Origin of the sequence: Staphylococcus sp. 11-B-312 (genome assembly GCF_016743055.1) — a bacterium.
GTDB classification, from domain to species: Bacteria; Bacillota; Bacilli; order Staphylococcales; family Staphylococcaceae; genus Staphylococcus; species Staphylococcus ureilyticus.
On record NZ_CP068241.1, the window covers coordinates 182,979 to 202,679 of the forward strand.

The 19,701-nt window shown below is 32.0% G+C and carries 15 protein-coding genes; 7 read left to right on the forward strand and 8 right to left on the reverse strand.

Annotated features, from left to right (window positions below):
- The first annotated feature begins 140 nt into the window (after window positions 1-140).
- From JG554_RS00840 to JG554_RS00850, 3 genes are all read left to right on the forward strand, one after another.
- Window positions 141-821, forward strand: a complete 681-nt coding sequence (locus tag JG554_RS00840; RefSeq protein WP_070038815.1) for a M15 family metallopeptidase — start codon at window positions 141-143, stop codon at window positions 819-821.
- A gap of 60 nt (window positions 822-881) precedes the next feature.
- On the forward strand, window positions 882-2,081 hold the full coding sequence (pbp4, locus tag JG554_RS00845) for a penicillin-binding protein PBP4 (RefSeq protein WP_070038818.1): 1,200 nt from the start codon (window positions 882-884) through the stop codon (window positions 2,079-2,081).
- A 192-nt stretch (window positions 2,082-2,273) separates the two neighbouring features.
- Entirely contained in the window at window positions 2,274-3,545 is a 1,272-nt protein-coding gene (locus JG554_RS00850) for an amidohydrolase family protein (RefSeq protein ID WP_046206918.1), read from the forward strand.
- 151 nt (window positions 3,546-3,696) lie between these two features.
- Here the strand turns inward: JG554_RS00850 and JG554_RS00855 are convergent, their stop codons facing one another.
- The 3 genes from JG554_RS00855 to JG554_RS00865 all read right to left on the reverse strand — a co-directional run bounded on the left by JG554_RS00855 (window position 3,697) and on the right by JG554_RS00865 (window position 7,507).
- A complete protein-coding gene (locus JG554_RS00855; protein ID WP_203265341.1) occupies window positions 3,697-6,153 on the reverse strand; it encodes a heavy metal translocating P-type ATPase in 2,457 nt (818 codons plus the stop codon).
- Entirely contained in the window at window positions 6,146-6,490 is a 345-nt protein-coding gene (locus tag JG554_RS00860) for an ArsR/SmtB family transcription factor (RefSeq protein WP_046206924.1), read from the reverse strand. The genes JG554_RS00855 and JG554_RS00860 overlap by 8 nt, the downstream gene beginning before the upstream one ends.
- Before the next feature lie 399 nt (window positions 6,491-6,889).
- A complete protein-coding gene (locus tag JG554_RS00865; protein WP_064209913.1) occupies window positions 6,890-7,507 on the reverse strand; it encodes a TetR/AcrR family transcriptional regulator in 618 nt (205 codons plus the stop codon).
- A gap of 160 nt (window positions 7,508-7,667) precedes the next feature.
- Between JG554_RS00865 and JG554_RS00870 the strand changes: the two genes are divergently transcribed.
- Window positions 7,668-8,957: a YhgE/Pip domain-containing protein gene (locus JG554_RS00870; RefSeq protein ID WP_070038823.1), complete on the forward strand. Its 1,290-nt coding sequence runs from the start codon at window positions 7,668-7,670 to the stop codon at window positions 8,955-8,957.
- A gap of 209 nt (window positions 8,958-9,166) precedes the next feature.
- Here JG554_RS00870 and JG554_RS00875 read toward each other — a convergent pair whose 3' ends face one another.
- Window positions 9,167-9,997, reverse strand: coding sequence for an AraC family transcriptional regulator (locus tag JG554_RS00875; RefSeq protein ID WP_046206927.1), 831 nt, complete (start codon window positions 9,995-9,997; stop codon window positions 9,167-9,169).
- A 180-nt stretch (window positions 9,998-10,177) separates the two neighbouring features.
- Here JG554_RS00875 and melB point away from each other — a divergent pair, with 180 nt between their 5' ends.
- The 3 genes from melB (at window position 10,178) to JG554_RS00890 (ending at window position 16,453) form a co-directional block, all read left to right on the forward strand.
- Complete coding sequence (gene melB, locus JG554_RS00880) at window positions 10,178-11,569, forward strand: melibiose:sodium transporter MelB (protein WP_046206928.1); 1,392 nt, start codon at window positions 10,178-10,180, stop codon at window positions 11,567-11,569.
- A gap of 13 nt (window positions 11,570-11,582) precedes the next feature.
- Complete coding sequence (locus JG554_RS00885) at window positions 11,583-14,561, forward strand: glycoside hydrolase family 2 TIM barrel-domain containing protein (RefSeq protein ID WP_070038825.1); 2,979 nt, start codon at window positions 11,583-11,585, stop codon at window positions 14,559-14,561.
- Between the two features lie 182 nt (window positions 14,562-14,743).
- Complete coding sequence (locus tag JG554_RS00890) at window positions 14,744-16,453, forward strand: ABC-ATPase domain-containing protein (RefSeq protein WP_046206930.1); 1,710 nt, start codon at window positions 14,744-14,746, stop codon at window positions 16,451-16,453.
- 223 nt (window positions 16,454-16,676) lie between these two features.
- Here JG554_RS00890 and JG554_RS00895 read toward each other — a convergent pair whose 3' ends face one another.
- The 4 genes from JG554_RS00895 to lqo all read right to left on the reverse strand — a co-directional run bounded on the left by JG554_RS00895 (window position 16,677) and on the right by lqo (window position 19,688).
- Window positions 16,677-16,886, reverse strand: coding sequence for a helix-turn-helix domain-containing protein (locus JG554_RS00895; protein WP_046206931.1), 210 nt, complete (start codon window positions 16,884-16,886; stop codon window positions 16,677-16,679).
- 12 nt (window positions 16,887-16,898) lie between these two features.
- Window positions 16,899-17,543 carry a DUF2975 domain-containing protein gene (locus tag JG554_RS00900; protein WP_064209908.1) on the reverse strand — a complete coding sequence of 215 codons (645 nt, stop codon included), beginning with the start codon at window positions 17,541-17,543 and terminating at the stop codon, window positions 16,899-16,901.
- 325 nt (window positions 17,544-17,868) lie between these two features.
- Complete coding sequence (locus JG554_RS00905; protein ID WP_064499651.1) at window positions 17,869-17,970, reverse strand: SE2200 family small protein; 102 nt, start codon at window positions 17,968-17,970, stop codon at window positions 17,869-17,871.
- Between the two features lie 227 nt (window positions 17,971-18,197).
- On the reverse strand, window positions 18,198-19,688 hold the full coding sequence (gene lqo, locus JG554_RS00910; protein WP_046206933.1) for an L-lactate dehydrogenase (quinone): 1,491 nt from the start codon (window positions 19,686-19,688) through the stop codon (window positions 18,198-18,200).
- Window positions 19,689-19,701: the final 13 nt, after the last annotated feature.

Genomic DNA, 19,701 nt, shown 5'->3' on the forward strand with positions numbered 1-19,701 from the left:
TTTAAAATATTAATAAATTGAATAAAATACTTGTCTCTTATATACAGCGTGTTATATTAATGTTAATTGCAATTGTTTTTTAAACTATTTTATTGTTCGTCAATATTTGTTTTGATTATACTTTTTAAAAAGGAGTAACAATGAATAAATTTAAATTATTGATTATCATGTTGTGTTTAGTCTTAGTTGGATGTTCTGCTCAAGAAAATGAAGCTGAGCATAAAGACAGTAAAAATCATGAAAAACAGCAAAGTAGCAATAGTGAAAATAAGCATCACAAAGAAGTGAAGCATGGTGTAACGTATATTGATGATATTTTAATTGTGAACAAAGATATTTCGTTACCAGAACATTTTAATCCTGGAGAAAATAAAAAATCACGTCATGCATTACAGAAACTTTTAAATGATGGTAATAAACAAGGATTTCAATTATCAAACGCTAGTGGTTTCAGAAGTTATCAAAGTCAAGAACAGTTATTTGACCAATATGTTCAAAGAGATGGAGAAAAGGCAGCCAATAAATATAGTGCGAAACCAGGACATTCTGAACATCAAACTGGACTGACATACGACATTGTTTCTGAGAATACAGACAACAACTTTAAAACTTCTTTTGGTAAGACCGAGGAAGGTCAGTGGCTCAAAGACAATGCTTACAAGTACGGTTTTATCATCAGATATCCCAAGAATAAAACACATATTACGGGATACCAATATGAACCGTGGCATATCAGGTATGTTGGAAAAGATACAGCTAAAAAATTATATAAAAGTAATGAAACATTAGAAGAGTACTTAGATCTATATCCAAAAAAATAAGATCAAATTCGAAATGTGCTTGATTAGTTAATATAAATTTTTAGAGAGGAATGGTCATCATTGTTTAAGAAATTAAGTGTGGTGATGCTAAGTTGGTTGCTCACTTTAACTGTTATTGCACCAACAACGACAATAACTGCTGAAACAGAAAAATCACCGAGTTCTAAGCAAAGTACACAATATAAACCAGAAAGTGTTAGTGTGACAGCACAAACAGGTCAAATTTTATATCAAGATAAAGATGAAAAAGTAACGGATCCGGCTTCGTTGACTAAAATGATGACGATGTATTTGACATTGGATGCAATCGAAAACGGAGATATAAAACCTACAGACAAAATAAAAATCACTTCTGATTATGAAAAAATGTCTGTATTACCTGATTTGGCTAGTGTTCCTTTAGAGAGAGGAAAGTCATACTCTATTAATCAATTTCTTAGACAAATTACTTTAGAGTCGAGCAATGCAGCGACACTAATTCTAGGGGAAAAGGTGAGTGGTTCAACATCAAAATTTACAGATGAAATGAACCACAAGGCAAAAAAACTCGGTATGAATCATACGCGTTTTGTGAATCCTACAGGTGCTGACAACCATCTTTTGCAACAATATGCACCCAAGCAATATCAAAAAGAACGTAAAACACAAACTACTGCAGATGATATGACCATTCTAATGCAACATTTATTAAAAGATCATCCTAAAATATTAAAATATAGTTCTAAAACGACAGATAAACAATTTGGAACAAATTTAAAAACAAAAAATCTTTCTTTAAAGGGACAACGATTTGAATTAAAAGGTGCAGATGGATTGAAAACTGGAACAAGCGATGAAGGTTATAGTTTAGCGTTAACAGGTAAACGCAATGGTTTACGTCTCAATGAAGCGATTCTCAACGTGAAGCCATATCCAAGTATGAAAGCTAAAAATGAACGCCATAAAATTGCCAATGCGCTTATTAATAAACAATTTAAAAAATATGAATACCGAAAAGTATTAAGTGAAGGCGAACACGAAATTAACGGAAAAACGTACCAAGTTAAGCAGGATTTATATGATGTAGTTCCTAAAAAAATGGATCATTTAAAGTTTAATGTGAATAAAGAAGGCAAGGTATATGTGGCATATAAGCGTCAATTTATGAAAGGTTCGCATGCCCCCCAAGTAGATGCTACAGTTAAAAAAGAAGACAATAAATTTACTGCATTTTTCAAAAATTTGTTTAGCAAAGATGCGCATAAAATATCACAAATATAATCTGTATATTTCTAATTAAATCATTCAATTTATCTGCTGATACCACGATTGTGTGACGTGTGTCAGCAGATTTTTTGTTGTTAATTAAGTTCAATCTATTAAGTTGGTATTCATTGCAAACATATTCACTGGGTAATCATTGCTTATACATGTATTAAGGCTTATGGTAGAAGTGTATAGGAGGTTTTATGAATGCGTAAAAAATTCATTAATGCATCAATTTATAAGTATGATGAAGCTTCAGAAATTTTAGTGGAAAACGGTAAGTTTAAAACATTTGGAAAGAACCTTGGTGAAGCGGATGAAGTAATTGATTTAGGAGGCGCTTTGGTCTTGCCACCATATGTAGATGCGCATCTTCATCTAGATTATTATTTTACAGGACAAGACACTCAAATCAAAAACACATCTGGGACGTTATTTGAAGCAATTGATTTATGGAATGATTATAAAAAAGGCACTACAAAAGAAGAGATGAAATCACGTATGCGTCAAGCAGTCAAAGACGTTGCAAGCTATGGTACACAATATATACGTGCTCAGACGGATTGTACTGACCCCAATTTAACGGGCATTAAAGCAGCACTTGAAGTAAGGGATGAATTGAAAGATAATATTACAATTCAGGTTGTGGCGTTTCCTCAAAATGGTATGTACGCTTTTGAAGCGCAAGGTAAAACGGGTCGTGATTTAACTGAAGAAGCCTTAAAATTAGGTGCAGATTGTGTCGGTGGTATTCCACATAACGAATGGAGCCCAGAAGAAGGAACGAAATCAATTAAAGAAATCGTTAGACTTGCGATCCAATATAATAAATTAATTGATGTACACTGTGATGAAACAGATGATGTACAAGCACGTTTCTTAGAAATATTAAATGCTGAAGTGATGAAACAAGGTTATGGAAATGCTACGACAGCTTCACATACTTGCTCATTTGGTTCAGCAGATGATGCTTATGCATTTCGAATGATGGGTCTATTTCGTCAATCAGGTTTAAACTTTGTCTCTTGTCCAACCGAAAATTTATATTTACAAGGTAGGCAAGATAGTTATCCAAAAAGAAGAGGTTTAACACGTGTTAAAGAGTTTGTAGATAATGATATTAATGTGGCTTTTGGTCAAGACTCAATCGTCGATTTATGGTACCCAGCAGGGTCGGGCAATTTAATGAATATCTTAGATAATGGCTTGCATGCGACACAATTAATGCGAGAAGAAGATTTCCCACGCAATTTCGACTTAATTACTTATAACGGTGCAAAATTAATGCATTTAGATGAGGATTATGGATTATCGGAAGGTAAGCCAGCGAACTTTATCGTGTTGGACGCACCAAATGTATTTGAAGCACAACGTCGACGTGTTGACTGTCTTGCTTCGATACGTAATGGTGAATATCTATTTAGAAAAGAAAAGCCGAAATATACAACTGCATTAGATATTGATCGCCAAACAAAATAATACCGTGTAGTTGCATCGTATAAGATAAAATGCTGAGACGATAGAAAGTCCCAGCATTTTTTGTGTATTCATGGCGTGTATTGAAGTGTGTATTTTATGAAACTATAATGACGCTCCATTCGTTGAGATAATATTTTAGTAGTAAAAAAGTTTATATAAATATAAAAATTATAAAAAGCGAGCACTTGAACTGTGCTCGCTTATTGTTTATCTTTTTTAAATTTAATAATCTCAATGAATTTAAAATAACTAGGATAGCAGCGCCAGTATCGCTGAGGACAGCTAACCATAAAGTTAATAACCCAGGAAATACTAATATGAAAGCAATCAGTTTAATAATCACTGAGAAGTAAATATTTTGCTTGATAATTGTTTTGGCTTTTTTACTAATAGAGATAGATTTTGGAAGTTGCTGTAAGTTATCTGACATCAAAACAATATTTGCTGTTTGCATTGCAGTATCAGATCCGACGCCTCCCATTGCAATTCCTACATCACTTTGGGCAAGTGCAGGTGCATCATTGATACCATCACCAATCATACCAACACGATAACCACGTTTTTGTAAATCTTCAATTGCTGATAATTTATCTTTAGGCATTAATTTTGCATAAGTTTCACGAATACCTGCAAGATTTGCAATTTTGTTGGCGGTCTCTTGATTATCGCCAGTTAACATAACTGTATTTTTAATGTTGTATTTCTGCAACTGATGAATAGTTGATTTTATATTTTCTCTTAGTGGATCTTCAATCGTGATCAAACCATATAATGTTGTCGTTGAGGATATGATAATGATTGTGTAACCTTGTTTTTCATAATGGCTAAACAGTGATGCATGTGATTTTATTTTGGGATTAATGGACTCAATCAAACTTTGATTTCCTGCATAAACGATTTGATTATCTATTTTACCTTTGATGCCTTTACCAGTTATATTTTCAAAATCTTTAACATGTTTGGGTGAAATATTTAATTTAGCGGTGTGGTCCACAATAGCTTTACTTATAGGATGTGTTGAATAAGCTTCCAAGCTAAGTGCAAGCTGTAATAGTGTTTGTTCATCACTTTCCATATGTTTAACAGCTGTTACCTTAGGTTTTCCTTCAGTGAGTGTACCTGTTTTATCAAATGCTAATGCATTTAAAGAACCTAATGCTTCTAAGTAATTACCACCTTTAATAAGTACACCATTTTTTGCCGCATTGCCAATCGCTGTCACTATAGCAACAGGCGTTGAAATGACCAACGCACATGGACAAGCGATAACAAGTAATTCTAGTCCTTTATAGAACCATTCACCCCAGGAACCTAATGTAAACATAGGTGGTATGGCCATTACTAATAGTGCTAATACAAAAGCAACAGGTGTATAAATTTCTGAAAACTTGTCTATAAATGCTTGTGCAGGTGCTTTGTTTGCTTGTGCTGCTTCTACCATATTAATGATTTTTGAAAGTGTAGTATCTGCTACTAATGTAGTAACTTTGATTTTCAATGTACCATTTTCATTAATAGAACCAGCATAAACGTCATCATTCGTTGTTTTATCAACAGGTATAGATTCTCCGGTAATAGGTGATTGATTTAAGCTAGATGTTCCCTCAGTAATAGTGCCGTCTAATGGTATGCGTTCTCCAGGCTTTACAAGAATAATATCGCCAACGTGAATCTCATGTAAATCTTTAGATATAATACCTTCTTTAGTATATAAGTTGGCTGTTTTGGGCGTTAATTCCATAAGTGATTGAATGGAATTTCTTGTTTTGTCTATCGAAATTGTTTGTAACAAAGTACCAATTGTGAATAGGAAAATAACAATAGCACCTTCGAAAAACTCGCCGATCAGCATAGCGCCAATAACTGCAACTGTCATTAAGACGTTCATATCCAAACTTTTGGATTTTAATGAATAAAACGCACTTTTAAATGGTTTCATGCCGCTAACCAATATGGCAATTGTATATAAAATGTAAGAAAATCCAATTGGTAGAGATGTTATTGACATTAATAGCCCGAGTATTATAAATATGGCAGAAATGATTGGTTTGGTAAATAATCTTAATTTCTGTTCCTCATCTTTTTTATTGTTTTGTAAAGTGGCAGTATAGCCAATCTTAGCGACTTCTTTTATAATATTTTTTTCATTTTGGCCATCGATATTGGCTTGAAGTTTACCTGTAGAAAAGTTAACTTGTGCATCTTTTACATAGGGAAGGTTCAAAACATGTTTTTCAACGGTTTTAGCACAATTTCCACAGTCCATGCCTTTGATTATAAATATTGTGTTTTGTGTTGATTGTGGTTGAGTGTTTTGAATATCATAACCTAGTTTTTCCACAGTTTTTATAATTTGGTTTGTCGTATTTGCAGTACTCACTTCGGCTGTTAATTTACCAGTAGCGAAGTTAACTTTTGGATTGTAAACAGCATCTAAGGGTACGAGTGCTTTTTCTATCGTTGTGGCACAAGAACTACAATCGATACCATTAACTTGAAAAGTAACTTTCTGTAATGTGTCAGTAGCGTTTTTTATATCTTTTGACACTTTTTCATTGTTCGCATTTTGACAAGTGTTAGTGCAACAAACATCAGATGATTTATTCATCAGCATCATCCATTCTTAAGTTATTATGGTATTTACAAGTGATAATATCATCTTTTGTTTCTTCTACAATATGATCTACCAAACTCAATAATTCTAAAATATATGGATTTTTAATTTGGTAATAAATATATTTACCGTCTTGTCTAGCAGTCACTAAGCCACATTCTTTTAGACAAGATAAGTGTTGAGAAATACTAGATTGGCTCATTTTTGAGCTTGAAACAATTTCGTTAACAGTCATTTCGGAGACCTTTAATAATTCTAAAATAGTTAATCTAACTTTATTAGAAAGCCCACGTAAAAAACGTGCCTGTAATGTAAAATCATTACTATTCATTTTGAACACCTCATATTAGTAAAACTTAATATATAACATATTAGCATTATCTAATATGTTATAGAAGAGAATATCGTTAAAAATAAGAAAATGATATAAATTTGTTGGATTTTAGAAGGGAATAAGTGAAAGTAGTAAATATTTGTTGAGTTTAAGAAAAGCATGGGTTTGGATACAATAATGCTATTATTACATATAGAAGAGCGTTCAATAATCATGTGTTAACATGCAACGACAAAAAGAAACAAGAAAAAAGAGTTGGATTGAATATATTTCTTACTTTTAAGCTGATGTTTTTGCTTGATATTGTGAAATATAGACATTCAACTCATTTTGCAGTAGTGGACATTACACTGATAGAAAAATGTTATTCTTGTCCACACTGCAAGATTAAAGATATTATTGTTCGCTTATATTATATTGTTCTTTTGCCATTAAACGCAGTGGCCCATAAAATACAATTTTAAATAAACTTTCTACTAAAGTTTGTGGATCAATTTTCCGATTATCTTTCACCCAATATTTAATGAAAGAAATAGATGCACCTGCTACATAACTGTGAAAATAGTCTAGTGGAATGCCATCAACCGTATCTTTTGTAACTAAATGTTTTTTCATATTTTCATACATGACTTGATTTATTTTTGTTTCTAATTGGCTTCTTCTTTCTAACATAAATATGGTTTTATAGAATTCAAAGTTTGTATCGATATGGAGGATGATTTTTTTTAATTTTTCTTCAGTAAAAATACGAGCAAATGCTTCTGCATCCATGCCTACATAAAATTTATCTTTTGTGCTTAATGTATTAGACAAGTCTTCAATATAATCATTTTCCATTTTATTTAATAGCATATATTTATCTTCATAATGGAGATAAAAAGTACCGCGATTAATATCAGCTTTGTGTGTAATATCACTAATCGTTATTTTATCTAGGTCTTTTTCATTTAATAATTGTATAAATGCATGTTTAATAGCATTTTGTGTTTTTCTAACACGTCTGTCTTCAGCCATATATTGAATCTCCTTTTTATTTAATAGACATTTATCTTAAAAGTGTTCATTAAAGAACGTCTTGAACATAATTGCATATTGTATATTACTTACTAATTATTATAATAGACAATGTGATAAATATTCAACACTGTGTTCGTTAAATAGGAGGGAATTAAAAATGAATATTTTTAAAAATAAATTATTATGGCTTGCACCGATTGCAGCTATTCTAATATTTGTAATATTTTCAGTCGCTTTTTATCCAGCATTTAACCCTAAACCCAAAGATATTCCAATTGCAATTGTTAACAACGATAAAGGTGTTGATATGCAAGGTAAAAATATTAATATAGGTAAAAATTTAGAAGATAAATTGCTAGATAGTAATTCAAATAAAATAAAATGGATTCAAGTTGATAATGAAAAAGATTTAAAACAAGGGATGCAAGAACAAAAATATTTTGGAGCAGCTGTTATAGAAAAAGATTTTTCAAAAAATGCTTTAAGCAAAACACAAAAAGTTGTGATGGATTCTAAAAAAGAAGAAATGCAAGATAAAGTTCAATCTGGAGAAATACCAGCAGCACAAGCTAAAATGATGCAAGAAAAAATGTCACAATCTGGCGAGAATCAACAAATAAAACCTCAAAAAGCAAGCTTTAAAACATTTATTAATGATGGTGCAGGCGCGCAAGTTTCACAAATGTCTTCCCAAGTTTTAAAAGGCATGGGTGATAACATGAACCAACAAATTACTAAACAAAGCTTAGATATTTTAGAGAAACAAAACATTGATTTAAAAGCATCAGATATTCAAAGTTTAACGCACCCAGTTAAAGTGGATAGTGAAAAAGTAAATAAAATCGGTAGTCATCAAGCAGGTGGCAATGGTCCATTCTTAATGTTTATGCCTGTTTGGATGGGTTCTATTATTATTTCTGTATTACTATTCTTTGCATTTAGAACAAGTAATAACATAGCGATACAACATCGTATTATTGCATCATTAGGACAAATTGCCATGACAATTGTTACAGCATTTGTAGGAGCTTTCACGTATGTGTATTTTATGAAACTAGTATTAGACTTTAATTTCAATGCGCCTAATACAACTGCTATATTTATCGCATTAGCAATCATGGGATTTGTCGGACTTATTCTCGGTACGATGACTTGGTTAGGCTTGAAGTCTGTTCCAATCTTTTTCTTATTAATGTTTTTCAGCATGCAATTAGTAACATTGCCAAAACAAATGTTGCCTGATTTTTATCAAAAATATATTGTCGATTGGAATCCATTTGCACATTATGCAAACTCATTAAGAGAAATTTTATATTTACATGGCAGCATTCAATTAGATACAACGATGTGGATGTTTATCGGATTCATGATTTTTGGTGCTATTTCTGCACTGATTGCAGCTATAATTAGAAAACACAGTACAAAACGTACAGAAGTTCCGTCTTAAATTTTTAAAACAGAAGTTTATAAAATATAATACACCATCGCTCTAAAACGATTTTTAATGAATCGTTTTAGAGCTTTTTTAATAGGTAATGGTTGAATTTATAAAACGTGGAATAAAAATATGTGATCAGTTATTTCATCGATATGTGGCTGTGCTTTTCTGTTGAAATGAATGTGTTAAAGTGATCATTTTTGTGGTTGAGCTAAGATTTATCTGTTAGAAAATTGGTTACGATATTCAGTAGCGCTAACTTTAAAATGTTTTGTAAAAGTTTTAGAAAATAGAAGCGGGTCTTTATAACCAACTTGAAGTGCTATTTCATTTATTAAAGTATTACTATGGATTAATAATTGAGAAGCATGATACATTCGGATATAAGTTAAATATGCTTTTGGAGAACAATTTAAGTTTTTCTTGAATAGTCTAAATAGATGACTTCGTGTCACATTGACGTGATTTGCTACATCTACAATCATAATGTCTTTTTGATAGTTTGAGTTGATGTAAGCAACAGCTCTTTGAATATCTACATTAATGATATCAACATTAACAGAAAATGCTTTAGGAAATTGTTCTTGTAATTGATAAACTAAACTATATAAGTGCTGCATAATTAAAATATCTTTGGAATTATTTGTTTCAATAGATTTAGAAAAGTCGCATATTTGTTGAATAATGTGTCTTATGCTAGATGTTTCTTTATTTGTAATAACATGTTGATCTACAATGTAGCAACGTTGTAAGTAATCTAAAATCTGTTTTCCGCTTATGCCAATCCAGTAATACGTCCATGGGTTAGAAAAAGAAGGTTTATATTCTACATCCATACCTTTCTCTAATAAAAACATGTCACCTTCTTTTAAAGTATGTGTTTTACCATTATATATAAATACGCCCTCTCCATTCGTCACAATATGCAAAACAGCGTCCCTTATTACTGTATATTTATAGCCAACATTTGGTACACCAATTTCAATACCACATTCTATTAAATTAGCATCAATATGCTTTTTTTGAAATTTTTTCCATAATATTTGCATCCAACATACCTCTTAAAATAAATAATCTTTAATTTATATAAACACAATTTAATTATGAAATGCAACATTTTGCCATATATCGTCATCATTATGCTATTCATAGTTGGCATACGCTGTTGATAAAATAGTAGTAACAATTATGAAAGCGTTTTAAATTGTATAAATTCAGAGGTGAAGAAAATGGACAGACATTTGACCGGTATACAAAAATTTTCATTTGGATTTGGTGCTATTGGAAAGGATGCCATATTTAATATTGTTGGCGTATTTTTGATGTTTTACATTACTGATATTGTTGGTTTGAGTCCAGCGTTTGTCGGTGTAATGTTATTTGTTGCACGAATTTGGGATGCGATAAATGATCCTATCATGGGAGTCATCGTTGATAATACAAGAAATAACTTTGGTAAATTTAAAACTTGGTTAGTGATTGGGACAATCATAAATGCAATTGTAACGATTTTATTATTCACAAATTTAGATTTACCACAAACGGCAATGTATATCTATGTATCGATTATCTATATTGCTTGGGGTATGACTTATACGATGATGGATATTCCATATTGGTCTTGGCTTCCAAATTTAACACATAATCCAAGAGAACGTGAAGAAGTATCAGTAATACCGAGATTTTTTGCAAGTTTAGCTGCCTTTACAGTAGGTACATTTGGTTTATTTTTTATACATAAACTAGGGGATATTTTTGGTAAAGGTAGTGATTCAGTAGGTATTTTTGTTTTTGCGGTTATTTGCAGTATGGTTTTTATTTTTACAATAGGTGTCACTGTATGGAAAGTACCTGAAGATAAAGAAATGGAACAACAAACAGGCATTAAAGTACAATTTAAAGATATTGGTAGAATTTTATTTAAAAATAAAGAGCTCTTAGCAATTATGGGAGTATTGCTTACCTTTAACCTTTGCTTACAAACGCTGAATGGCTCAATCATTTATTACTTTAAATATGTAGTTAATGCAGAACATTTATTTGCTATTTTTAATGCAATGATTCTTTGCGAGATGATTGGTTTACTTACTTTGCCACGTTTTATCAAGTGGGTAGGTAGAACAAAGGCTTTTAATACAGCAATATCACTTATAATCATAGGCTTGCTATTTATTTTGATTTCAGGTTTTATCGTACCACAAAGTGTTATTACCGTTATTGTGGGAGCAGGGTTATTACGCATTGGTTCTGGATTTATGATTGGTATTACAACAGTATCTTTGGCAGATGTTATTGATTACGGAGAAGTGAAATTTGGCCAACGTAACGAAAGCGTCATTACTTCTACAAACACATTTTTAACGAAAACTTCACAAGCAGTAGCTGCATTAATTGTAGGTGTAGGTTTATCAATATTTGGCTACACACCCAATGAAGAACAAACAGCACTAACCATCAATGGATTACGCATACTTATTATTGTGTTGCCAATTATTTTCGTCATCTTAGCTGCATTTTTATATCATAAAGCCTTCCATTTAAAAGGTGATTTTTTAACAGATATTGAAAAAACTCTACAATACAAACGTCAAAAAGAGCATAGAGAACGTATGAGTAAATAAGGGGGAACTTTTTATGTTAGAGCAACAATTTCACGAAAATATAGATATTCAACATGTAAACACTTTGCCACGACGTGCATTTTATATTCCTTATCAACTAAAGGAGTCTGCTTACCGCCTAGAAACGCGATATCAGACTAATAATGTCACATTATTAAATGGAAACTGGTATTTTAAATATTTTAATTCAATAGAAGATTACTCAAGTAGTCTTGAAATAGATAAGTCACAGATTATTCCAGTACCATCAGTTTGGAATATACATGGATATGACCAAATACAATATTTAAACACACAATATCCAATTCCATTTGATCCACCGTATGTACCCAAATCTAATCCCTGTGGATGTTATATCCGTTCATTTGAAGTGACTGAATACGACGAAAAAAGTGATTATCATTTGAATTTTGAAGGTGTCGATAGTGCATTTTATCTATGGATTAATGATCAATTTGTTGGTTATAGTCAGATATCACATTCAATTTCTGAATTTGATATCACCAGCTATGTACATTCAGGAACTAATACGATTCAAGTACTTGTTTTAAAATATTCGGATGGTACTTATTTTGAAGATCAAGACATGTTTCGCCATTCAGGTATTTTCAGAGATGTTTATATTTTAAAACGTGCGAAATCACGAATTAATGATTTTAGAATTGAAACACGTGTTAATGAATTGCAAAACCAAGGGATAGTCGACGTAAAATTAGAAGATAAACAGGGCTTGGATAGTGTACAGGCACAATTATATGGTCCTGATGGTGCGTTGTTGCAGGAAGCGGAAATTTCAAACCGCCATCGTTTTATAATTGAAACACCACAATTGTGGTCAACAGAAAAACCAACACTTTATACTATTACGCTTACTACGAAATCAGAGGTAATTACTCAAAAAGTAGGAATTAGAGAAATACGTATACAAGATAATCAGTTTTATATCAATGGTCAATCAATTAAATTTCGTGGAACCAATTATCATGATAGCGATCCTCAAACAGGATATGTAATGAGTGAAGCACAATTTATGAAAGATTTAACACTAATGAAGCAAGGTAACTTTAACGCTATTCGTACAGCACATTATCCTAAGTCGCCTTTGTTTTATGAACTTGCTGATCAATATGGATTTTATGTAATGAGTGAAGCAGATTTAGAAACGCATGGTGTAGTGAGGCTTTATGGCGAAGAAAATACAGATTATTTTAATCTTATTACAGATAATCCGCAATATGAAAAACCAATTGTAGAACGTATTGAAGCGTCCATCATTCCATTTAAAAATTACAGCTCTATTGTTTCCTGGTCTATGGGAAACGAGTCAGGATTTGGTGTGAATATGGTAACAGCTATGTCACGAGTAAAAACATTAGATGACACACGTCCTATTCATTATGAGGGAACATTCCATAGAGATAAATCAAAATCATATGATTTATCCAATGTGGAAATGATAAGTAGAATGTATGCATCACCAGAAGAAGTTGAACAAAAGTATCTTACAGACCCTGATTTAGATAAACCATTTATACTTTGTGAATATGCACATGCTATGGGAAATTCACCAGGTGATTTACATGCATATCAAATGCTAGTGGAACAATATGATAGTTTTATTGGTGGTTTTGTATGGGAATGGTGTGACCATGGTATTCAAGTTGGTCAACAAAATGGTAAGCCTATTTTTAGATATGGCGGGGACTTTGGAGAAGAACTTCATGATGGGAATTTCTGTGTGGATGGCATCGTTTTCCCTGATCGTACACCACATGAAGGTTACTATGAATTTAAACATGAACACAGACCTGTTAGAGTAATAGAAGAAGCGAACGGTATATTAAAATTACGTAATCAACTAGATTTCAGTCATGTAGAAAATTATTTAACTATCGAAGCTACAGCAACATTTTTAAACGGTGATAAAACATCGTTTGATATTACGGTTGATAATTTTGAACCACATAGTACACAAGATATAGATTTAAGCAATCATATTAAAATAGCTGAATTAAGCGATATACTATTACGCTATAAATTGAAAAATGAAGAGCCTTTACGTCACATTAATTTTGAATTAGGACAAGATCAAATCGTCTATCAACGTCAATCTACTAACCAACACGAATTAGACGTACAGGAAGGGCCAGTCAGTTATAAAGAAAATAGTCATTCTCTAATAGTGTTAGCAAACGGTTATGCTTATACCTTTAATAAAGAAAATGGTAGTTTGATTTCTGTTGTTTACGAAGGCCATACCATAGTCAATCATCCTACAAAAAATAAGATTTGGCGTGCACCTATAGATAATGATATTAATGTTAGAAAAGATTGGGAATATATGGGTTATGCGGAAGCTTATACACGTGTACAAAATTATAAAGTTGAAGAAAATAACAATGCAGTCAGTATTAATTTCGAAATAGTGATTGTTCATGATGTGGTTCCTCCTATTTTACAAGGAGAAATGACGTGGACTGTTCAAAGCGATGGTTCAATAGATGTAACATATGATTTGGAGAAAGATATTGCAGGGCCGTTTCTGCCTAGATTTGGCTTAGAGATAACATTACCGCATACATTTGAAGCGGTGAAATACTATGGCAATGGCCCATTCAGTAGTTATTCTGATAAAGGTGTAGCAACGTATTTAGACTACTTCGATACAACAGTCACACAAAATGGTGGTAATCATATTAAGCCACAAGAATCAGGTAGTCATAATGGGACCACATATGCGAAGGTTTCTAATGATGAACATCAAATTAAAGTAACCAGTGATCAACCATTCAGTTTTAATACGACACATTACTCATTGGAACAACTTACACACACGATACATGAAGACCAATTAGTAGAAGAAGAGACTTATATATATATCGATTATGGTCAAAGTGGTATAGGATCCAATAGTTGTGGACCAGAATTAAGTGAAATATACCAATTAAACGACAAGCATATCCAATTTCAATTTAAGTTAAATTTTGAATAATTAAATTTTTAAAAATGCCCACAAAAAGTAGTGATTAAAAACTAACTTTGTGTGGGCTCTTTTCGTTTGAATTTGGTCTTTTTATCAGGAAACTAACATTTATTATTAGAGTGAGTTTCACAGGTTCAGGAGTTTGGGTATGAAATAAAAGAGTATTAACCTATTTTGAAGGAGTGTTCCGTTTGAAAAATACATTGGAATTCGGGAAGTTATTAAAATCATTAGACGGACAAAAATATGGTGCATATAAACGACTTAAAGGTGAATATGCTTTTGATAAATTTCACTTAATTATAGATCATATACAAGCAGATCCTTATGCACCACCATCTAAAGTGCGTGCTAAAATGCAGCGTCATATTGCCAATATACCAGATGAATTATTAGATTCAGAAGATAAAAAGATTGCTGTATCTGATTTTTTAGCAAGGTCATTTAGTAAGCGTATTAGTGATGTACTTAAAGCTGATAAAACCTCTAAAAAGAGACCTGATATTTTTATAGATCGCTGTGGCCAAGAAATATTACAACGTACTTCTGTAGTGATTAATCAAAGTGAAATTGAGGTTCGCTTTGAGGTAGGTTTACCAGCAGCAGGAAGAAAAATTTTAGGAAAAGTTGCTCATCATATTTTTATAGATTTATTACCTGAAATAGTAGAAAAATCATTAATGTATAAACATATCAATAGAACTGCATTAAATGATCAAGTGACTACGATGATAGATCAGGTATTTATACGCGAGGCACTGTCACGACAAAATTTAGTTGCATTTGTTGCGAATGGTTCTATATTGCCTAGAAAAAGTGGTGTGTCTGATATGCCTTTAGCTGGTGCTGTAACATTCCAAAGTCCACAGGAATTTGAAATTCAATTGAATTTACCTAGTGGAAAGACAGTTAGTGGTATGGGTATTCCGAAGGGGATTACGCTCATTGTTGGTGGTGGATTCCACGGTAAATCAACACTACTAGAAGCTTTAGAGCGTGGTGTATATCACCATATTCCAGGTGATGGACGTGAACTTATTATTACCTGTGAAGATGCGATGAAAATCCGTGCGGAAGATGGAAGAAGTATCGAAAAAGTAAATATTGAACCATTTATAAATAATTTACCAGGTAAAAAAGATACTACTCAATTTTCTACTGAAAATGCGAGCGGTAGTACATCACAAGCAGCAAATGTTATGGAAGCCTTAGAATCTCAAACGTCGTTATTATTAATAGATGAAGATACATCTGCAACAAATTTTATGATTAGAGACGGGAGAATGCAAAAATTAATCGCACCCGAAAAAGAACCAATCACACCTTTTGCTATGAAAGTAAAGTCTTTATACCAAGATTATCATGTTTCAACAATTCTCATCGTAGGAGGTTCTGGCGATTACTTTGAAGTGGCAGATCAAGTATTAATGATGGATGAATATGTATTAAAAGACGTCACTCATAAAGCGAAAGCAATTGCTAGTGAAGATAGTCACTTGAAAGATGAAGCATCACAATGCCACTTTGGAAAAATTTCGCAAAGAATACCATTGAAATCTAGTTTTTCACATAAAGGCAAAGATCAACGTTTTAAAGTAAAAGGCATGCAGACAATTTTATACGGTAAAGAACGAATAAATATTTCGGGATTAGAACAACTTGTTGATGCTAGCCAAACGAACTGTATAGCTACGATGATAGATTATTATCAAAGTCATTTGTTAAATGAACAAGATACGATATCACAAGCAGCTGATAAAATTTTTAATTTAATTAGTGATAAAGGGTTAGATATTATTTCACCACATCAAGGACACCCTGGTAATCTTGCATTGCCGAGAAAACAAGAATTCTGTGGCGCACTCAATCGCTATAGAGGTTTGAATATTAAAACATATTAAAACATACAAAAAACGGGAGTGGAACTTACGTATTACTTTGTTCCACTCCTGTTTTCTATTTAAATAAAGTTTTAGACATCCGGTTAGTCTAAGCTAACACAAGCGTGAGCCTAACCACTAAGCAGGAGTTAAGGCAAAAGTATAGCTATGATAAATATAAGCTAGTCTATGAATTTTAATGTAGCGTTGTTGAACTAGAAAAGTTATTAGTAAAGATGAAGATTTAATCTTCAGATTCTGTGTATTCTATAATATCTGCAGGCTGACAATCAAGTGCTTTACATATGGCATCTAATGTTGAAAAACGTATCGCCTTTGCTTTGCCTGTTTTCAAATTTGATAAATTTGCTACAGTAATATCAATTTCATTAGCTAATTCACTGAGTTTCATTTTTCTGTCTGCTAATATTCGATCTAATCTAACTACAATCATTTATATAATCTCCTAAACGGTATAATCAAACTCATCTTGTAAGAATGCACCATATTTAAAAACATTTCCTATAATCCAAATAACGATACCCGCTAAAATAAGTGTGAAATTAAAATTAAAAAAGAAATCTGCAAAGGTTTCGATATCTTTGTCCATTAGTGCATACAATTTAGCGTTTTGTCCTAAAAAATTATAAATCATAAAATTATTTGCCAATTCAAAAAATGCTTCAAATACACCCAATCCAATAAAGCAGTAAGAAATTAAAATTATGATGCTTGCGTTTTTATTTGTAAAAACTTGCCCTTTGCTAACATTTTTAAGCCATTTTCTGACATAGGCAATAACCAGAATATAAATTGCAATTAATACAATTATTAATAATAGTATTAATATAACAGATGGTTTAGGAAAAGTAATACTATTTAGGTCATGCTTTGTAATATCATGTGATTTTAGTCCTAATGAATCAACCCAAAAAGGTTTATTGGCTTTGTCTAATTGGGTGTTAATAAAAGAAGAAGGAATGATTAACAATGCTATAATTGCGATAATAATTGGTAATATACTAAGAGAAGTTAAAACTAAAGCGATGGTTGCTAAAATAGTTAGTGTTTTGATTAAAATATTAAAACGTTTGCTTTTAATTGTAGACATATTGACGCTCCTTTTAATTGATTAATTTCATTATAACTTAAATATATCGATAATCAATACTTTTTTATCGAATAACGATAAAATAATCGGAGGACGAATTGAATCATTAGATAATACAAAAAGGAAATATAATAATGCTATTATACAATGAACATGAGTGGGTTGAGTAAATGGAGATATAGTGCAGCCATTAATACAACAGTTTATACAAAGAGATATAAGTATAAATATCTCAGGATGATCAATGCTTTATACTTGCGTTTTATATAACAAAAACAAAAATCGACCATTGGTAAATCTTACCAATGGTCGATTTTGTCATTTATTAATATTCAATGTTTGGTGCTTTGTTTACATGTTGTTGGTAACGTTTAAGGCCTACAAATGCTAATGCGCCTATAGCCACAACTACTAATAATTTTTTCATACATTTCGCTCCTTTAAGTGAATCATTGATAACAAAGTATTTTTAAAAATACCAATGAACAACAAAGATTAAGGAACCAACAGGCATTCAGTAACGATAAAATCTATCGAGACACATCTCTTAAGATGCGAGCAGAAAATAATATACGGTTGTAGGTTCATAAATAGGTGTTTCACACAATCTTAATCTCAGTTCATTTTAGTTTTTACACTTAAGCAATCAAAAATTTATTCGTAATAATTTAATTCAAGATCTTTTGAAGTTTGTTGACGTGTTTTTCTCATTAAATCAACATCTTCAATTAATGATTTGCCATAAGAAGGAATCATTTTTTGGATTTTAGGCTCCCAATCATTTTTGTATTCAGAGAAGTTTTTCTCTAATACTTCTAATGCTACAGATACAGAAGTTGATGCTCCTGGTGATTCACCAAGTAATGCAATGACAGAATGGTCTTCTGAGTTTACAACTTCTGTTCCGAATTGGATGAAGCCTTTACCATATTCTTCAGTATCTTTAATCACTTGAACACGTTTGCCGGCAGTATATAATTGCCAATCTTCATCGCGTGCTTCTGGATAGAAAGTACGTAAGTGGTTCATGCAACCTTCTTTTGTCATTAAAATTTGGTCAAATGAATATTTAAGTAGCGGTAAGTTTTTCGCTGCCGCTGATAATAATGTTGTGATGTTACTTGGTTTAACAGATTTAAATAAATCTAAGTTTGAACCATATTTTAAGAATTTAGGACCAATACTTGCAAACGGTCCAAATAATAATGTTTTTTGACCATTAATGAAACGTGTGTCTAAATGGGGCACAGTCATTGGTGGTGTGCCTGGTGGTTCTTTACCATACACTTTGGCATCATGTTCTTCAATCACATTTGGATTTGTACATGTTAAAAATTGGCCTGTAATAGGGAATCCACCTAAATGTTTACTTTCAGGGATGCCTGTTTTTTGTAGTAATGGAATAGCAGCACCGCCAGCACCGATAAATACATAATCAGCTAATTGTGTTTGTGTTTCACCAGTATTTACATTGCGGATTTGAACTTCCCATTTACCATCGTTACGTTGATTGAAATCAAGTACTTCATGATGGTATTGAACTTCTACTTGTGGGCTTTTTTCAAGGTTTCTCGCCATTTTACGAGTTAATTCACCAAAGTTTACGTCAGTACCTTCATTAATTTTGCTGGCAGCCATAATGTCGTTTGCGCTATGACCTTGCATCATTAATGGAATCCATTTTCTCATCTCTTCGATATCTTCAGTATATTCGATATTATCGAACATAGGGAAGTTTTTCATTGCTTCATAACGGTCTTTTAAAAACTTAACGTTATTTTTACCTCTTACGAAACTAATGTGTGGTAAAGGATGAATGAATTCTCTAGGGTTTTCGATATAGTTATTTTTAACTAAATAGCCCCAGAATTGTTTAGAGATTTCAAACTGCTCATTAATCTCTTTTGCTTTTTCAATATCAATTGAACCATCAGGTTGTTGCACTGTATAGTTCAATTCACAAAGTGCAGCATGTCCTGTACCTGCGTTATGACGTTCGTTTGAGCTTTCGTCACCAGGACGATCTAAACGTTCGTATAATTTAATGTTCCAATTTGGTTCAAGTTCATTAAGCATAGAACCAAAAGTAGTACTTAATACACCGGCGCCAATAAGAATGACGTCTTTTGACTCAGTTTTAGCCATAGTTCCTCACCTT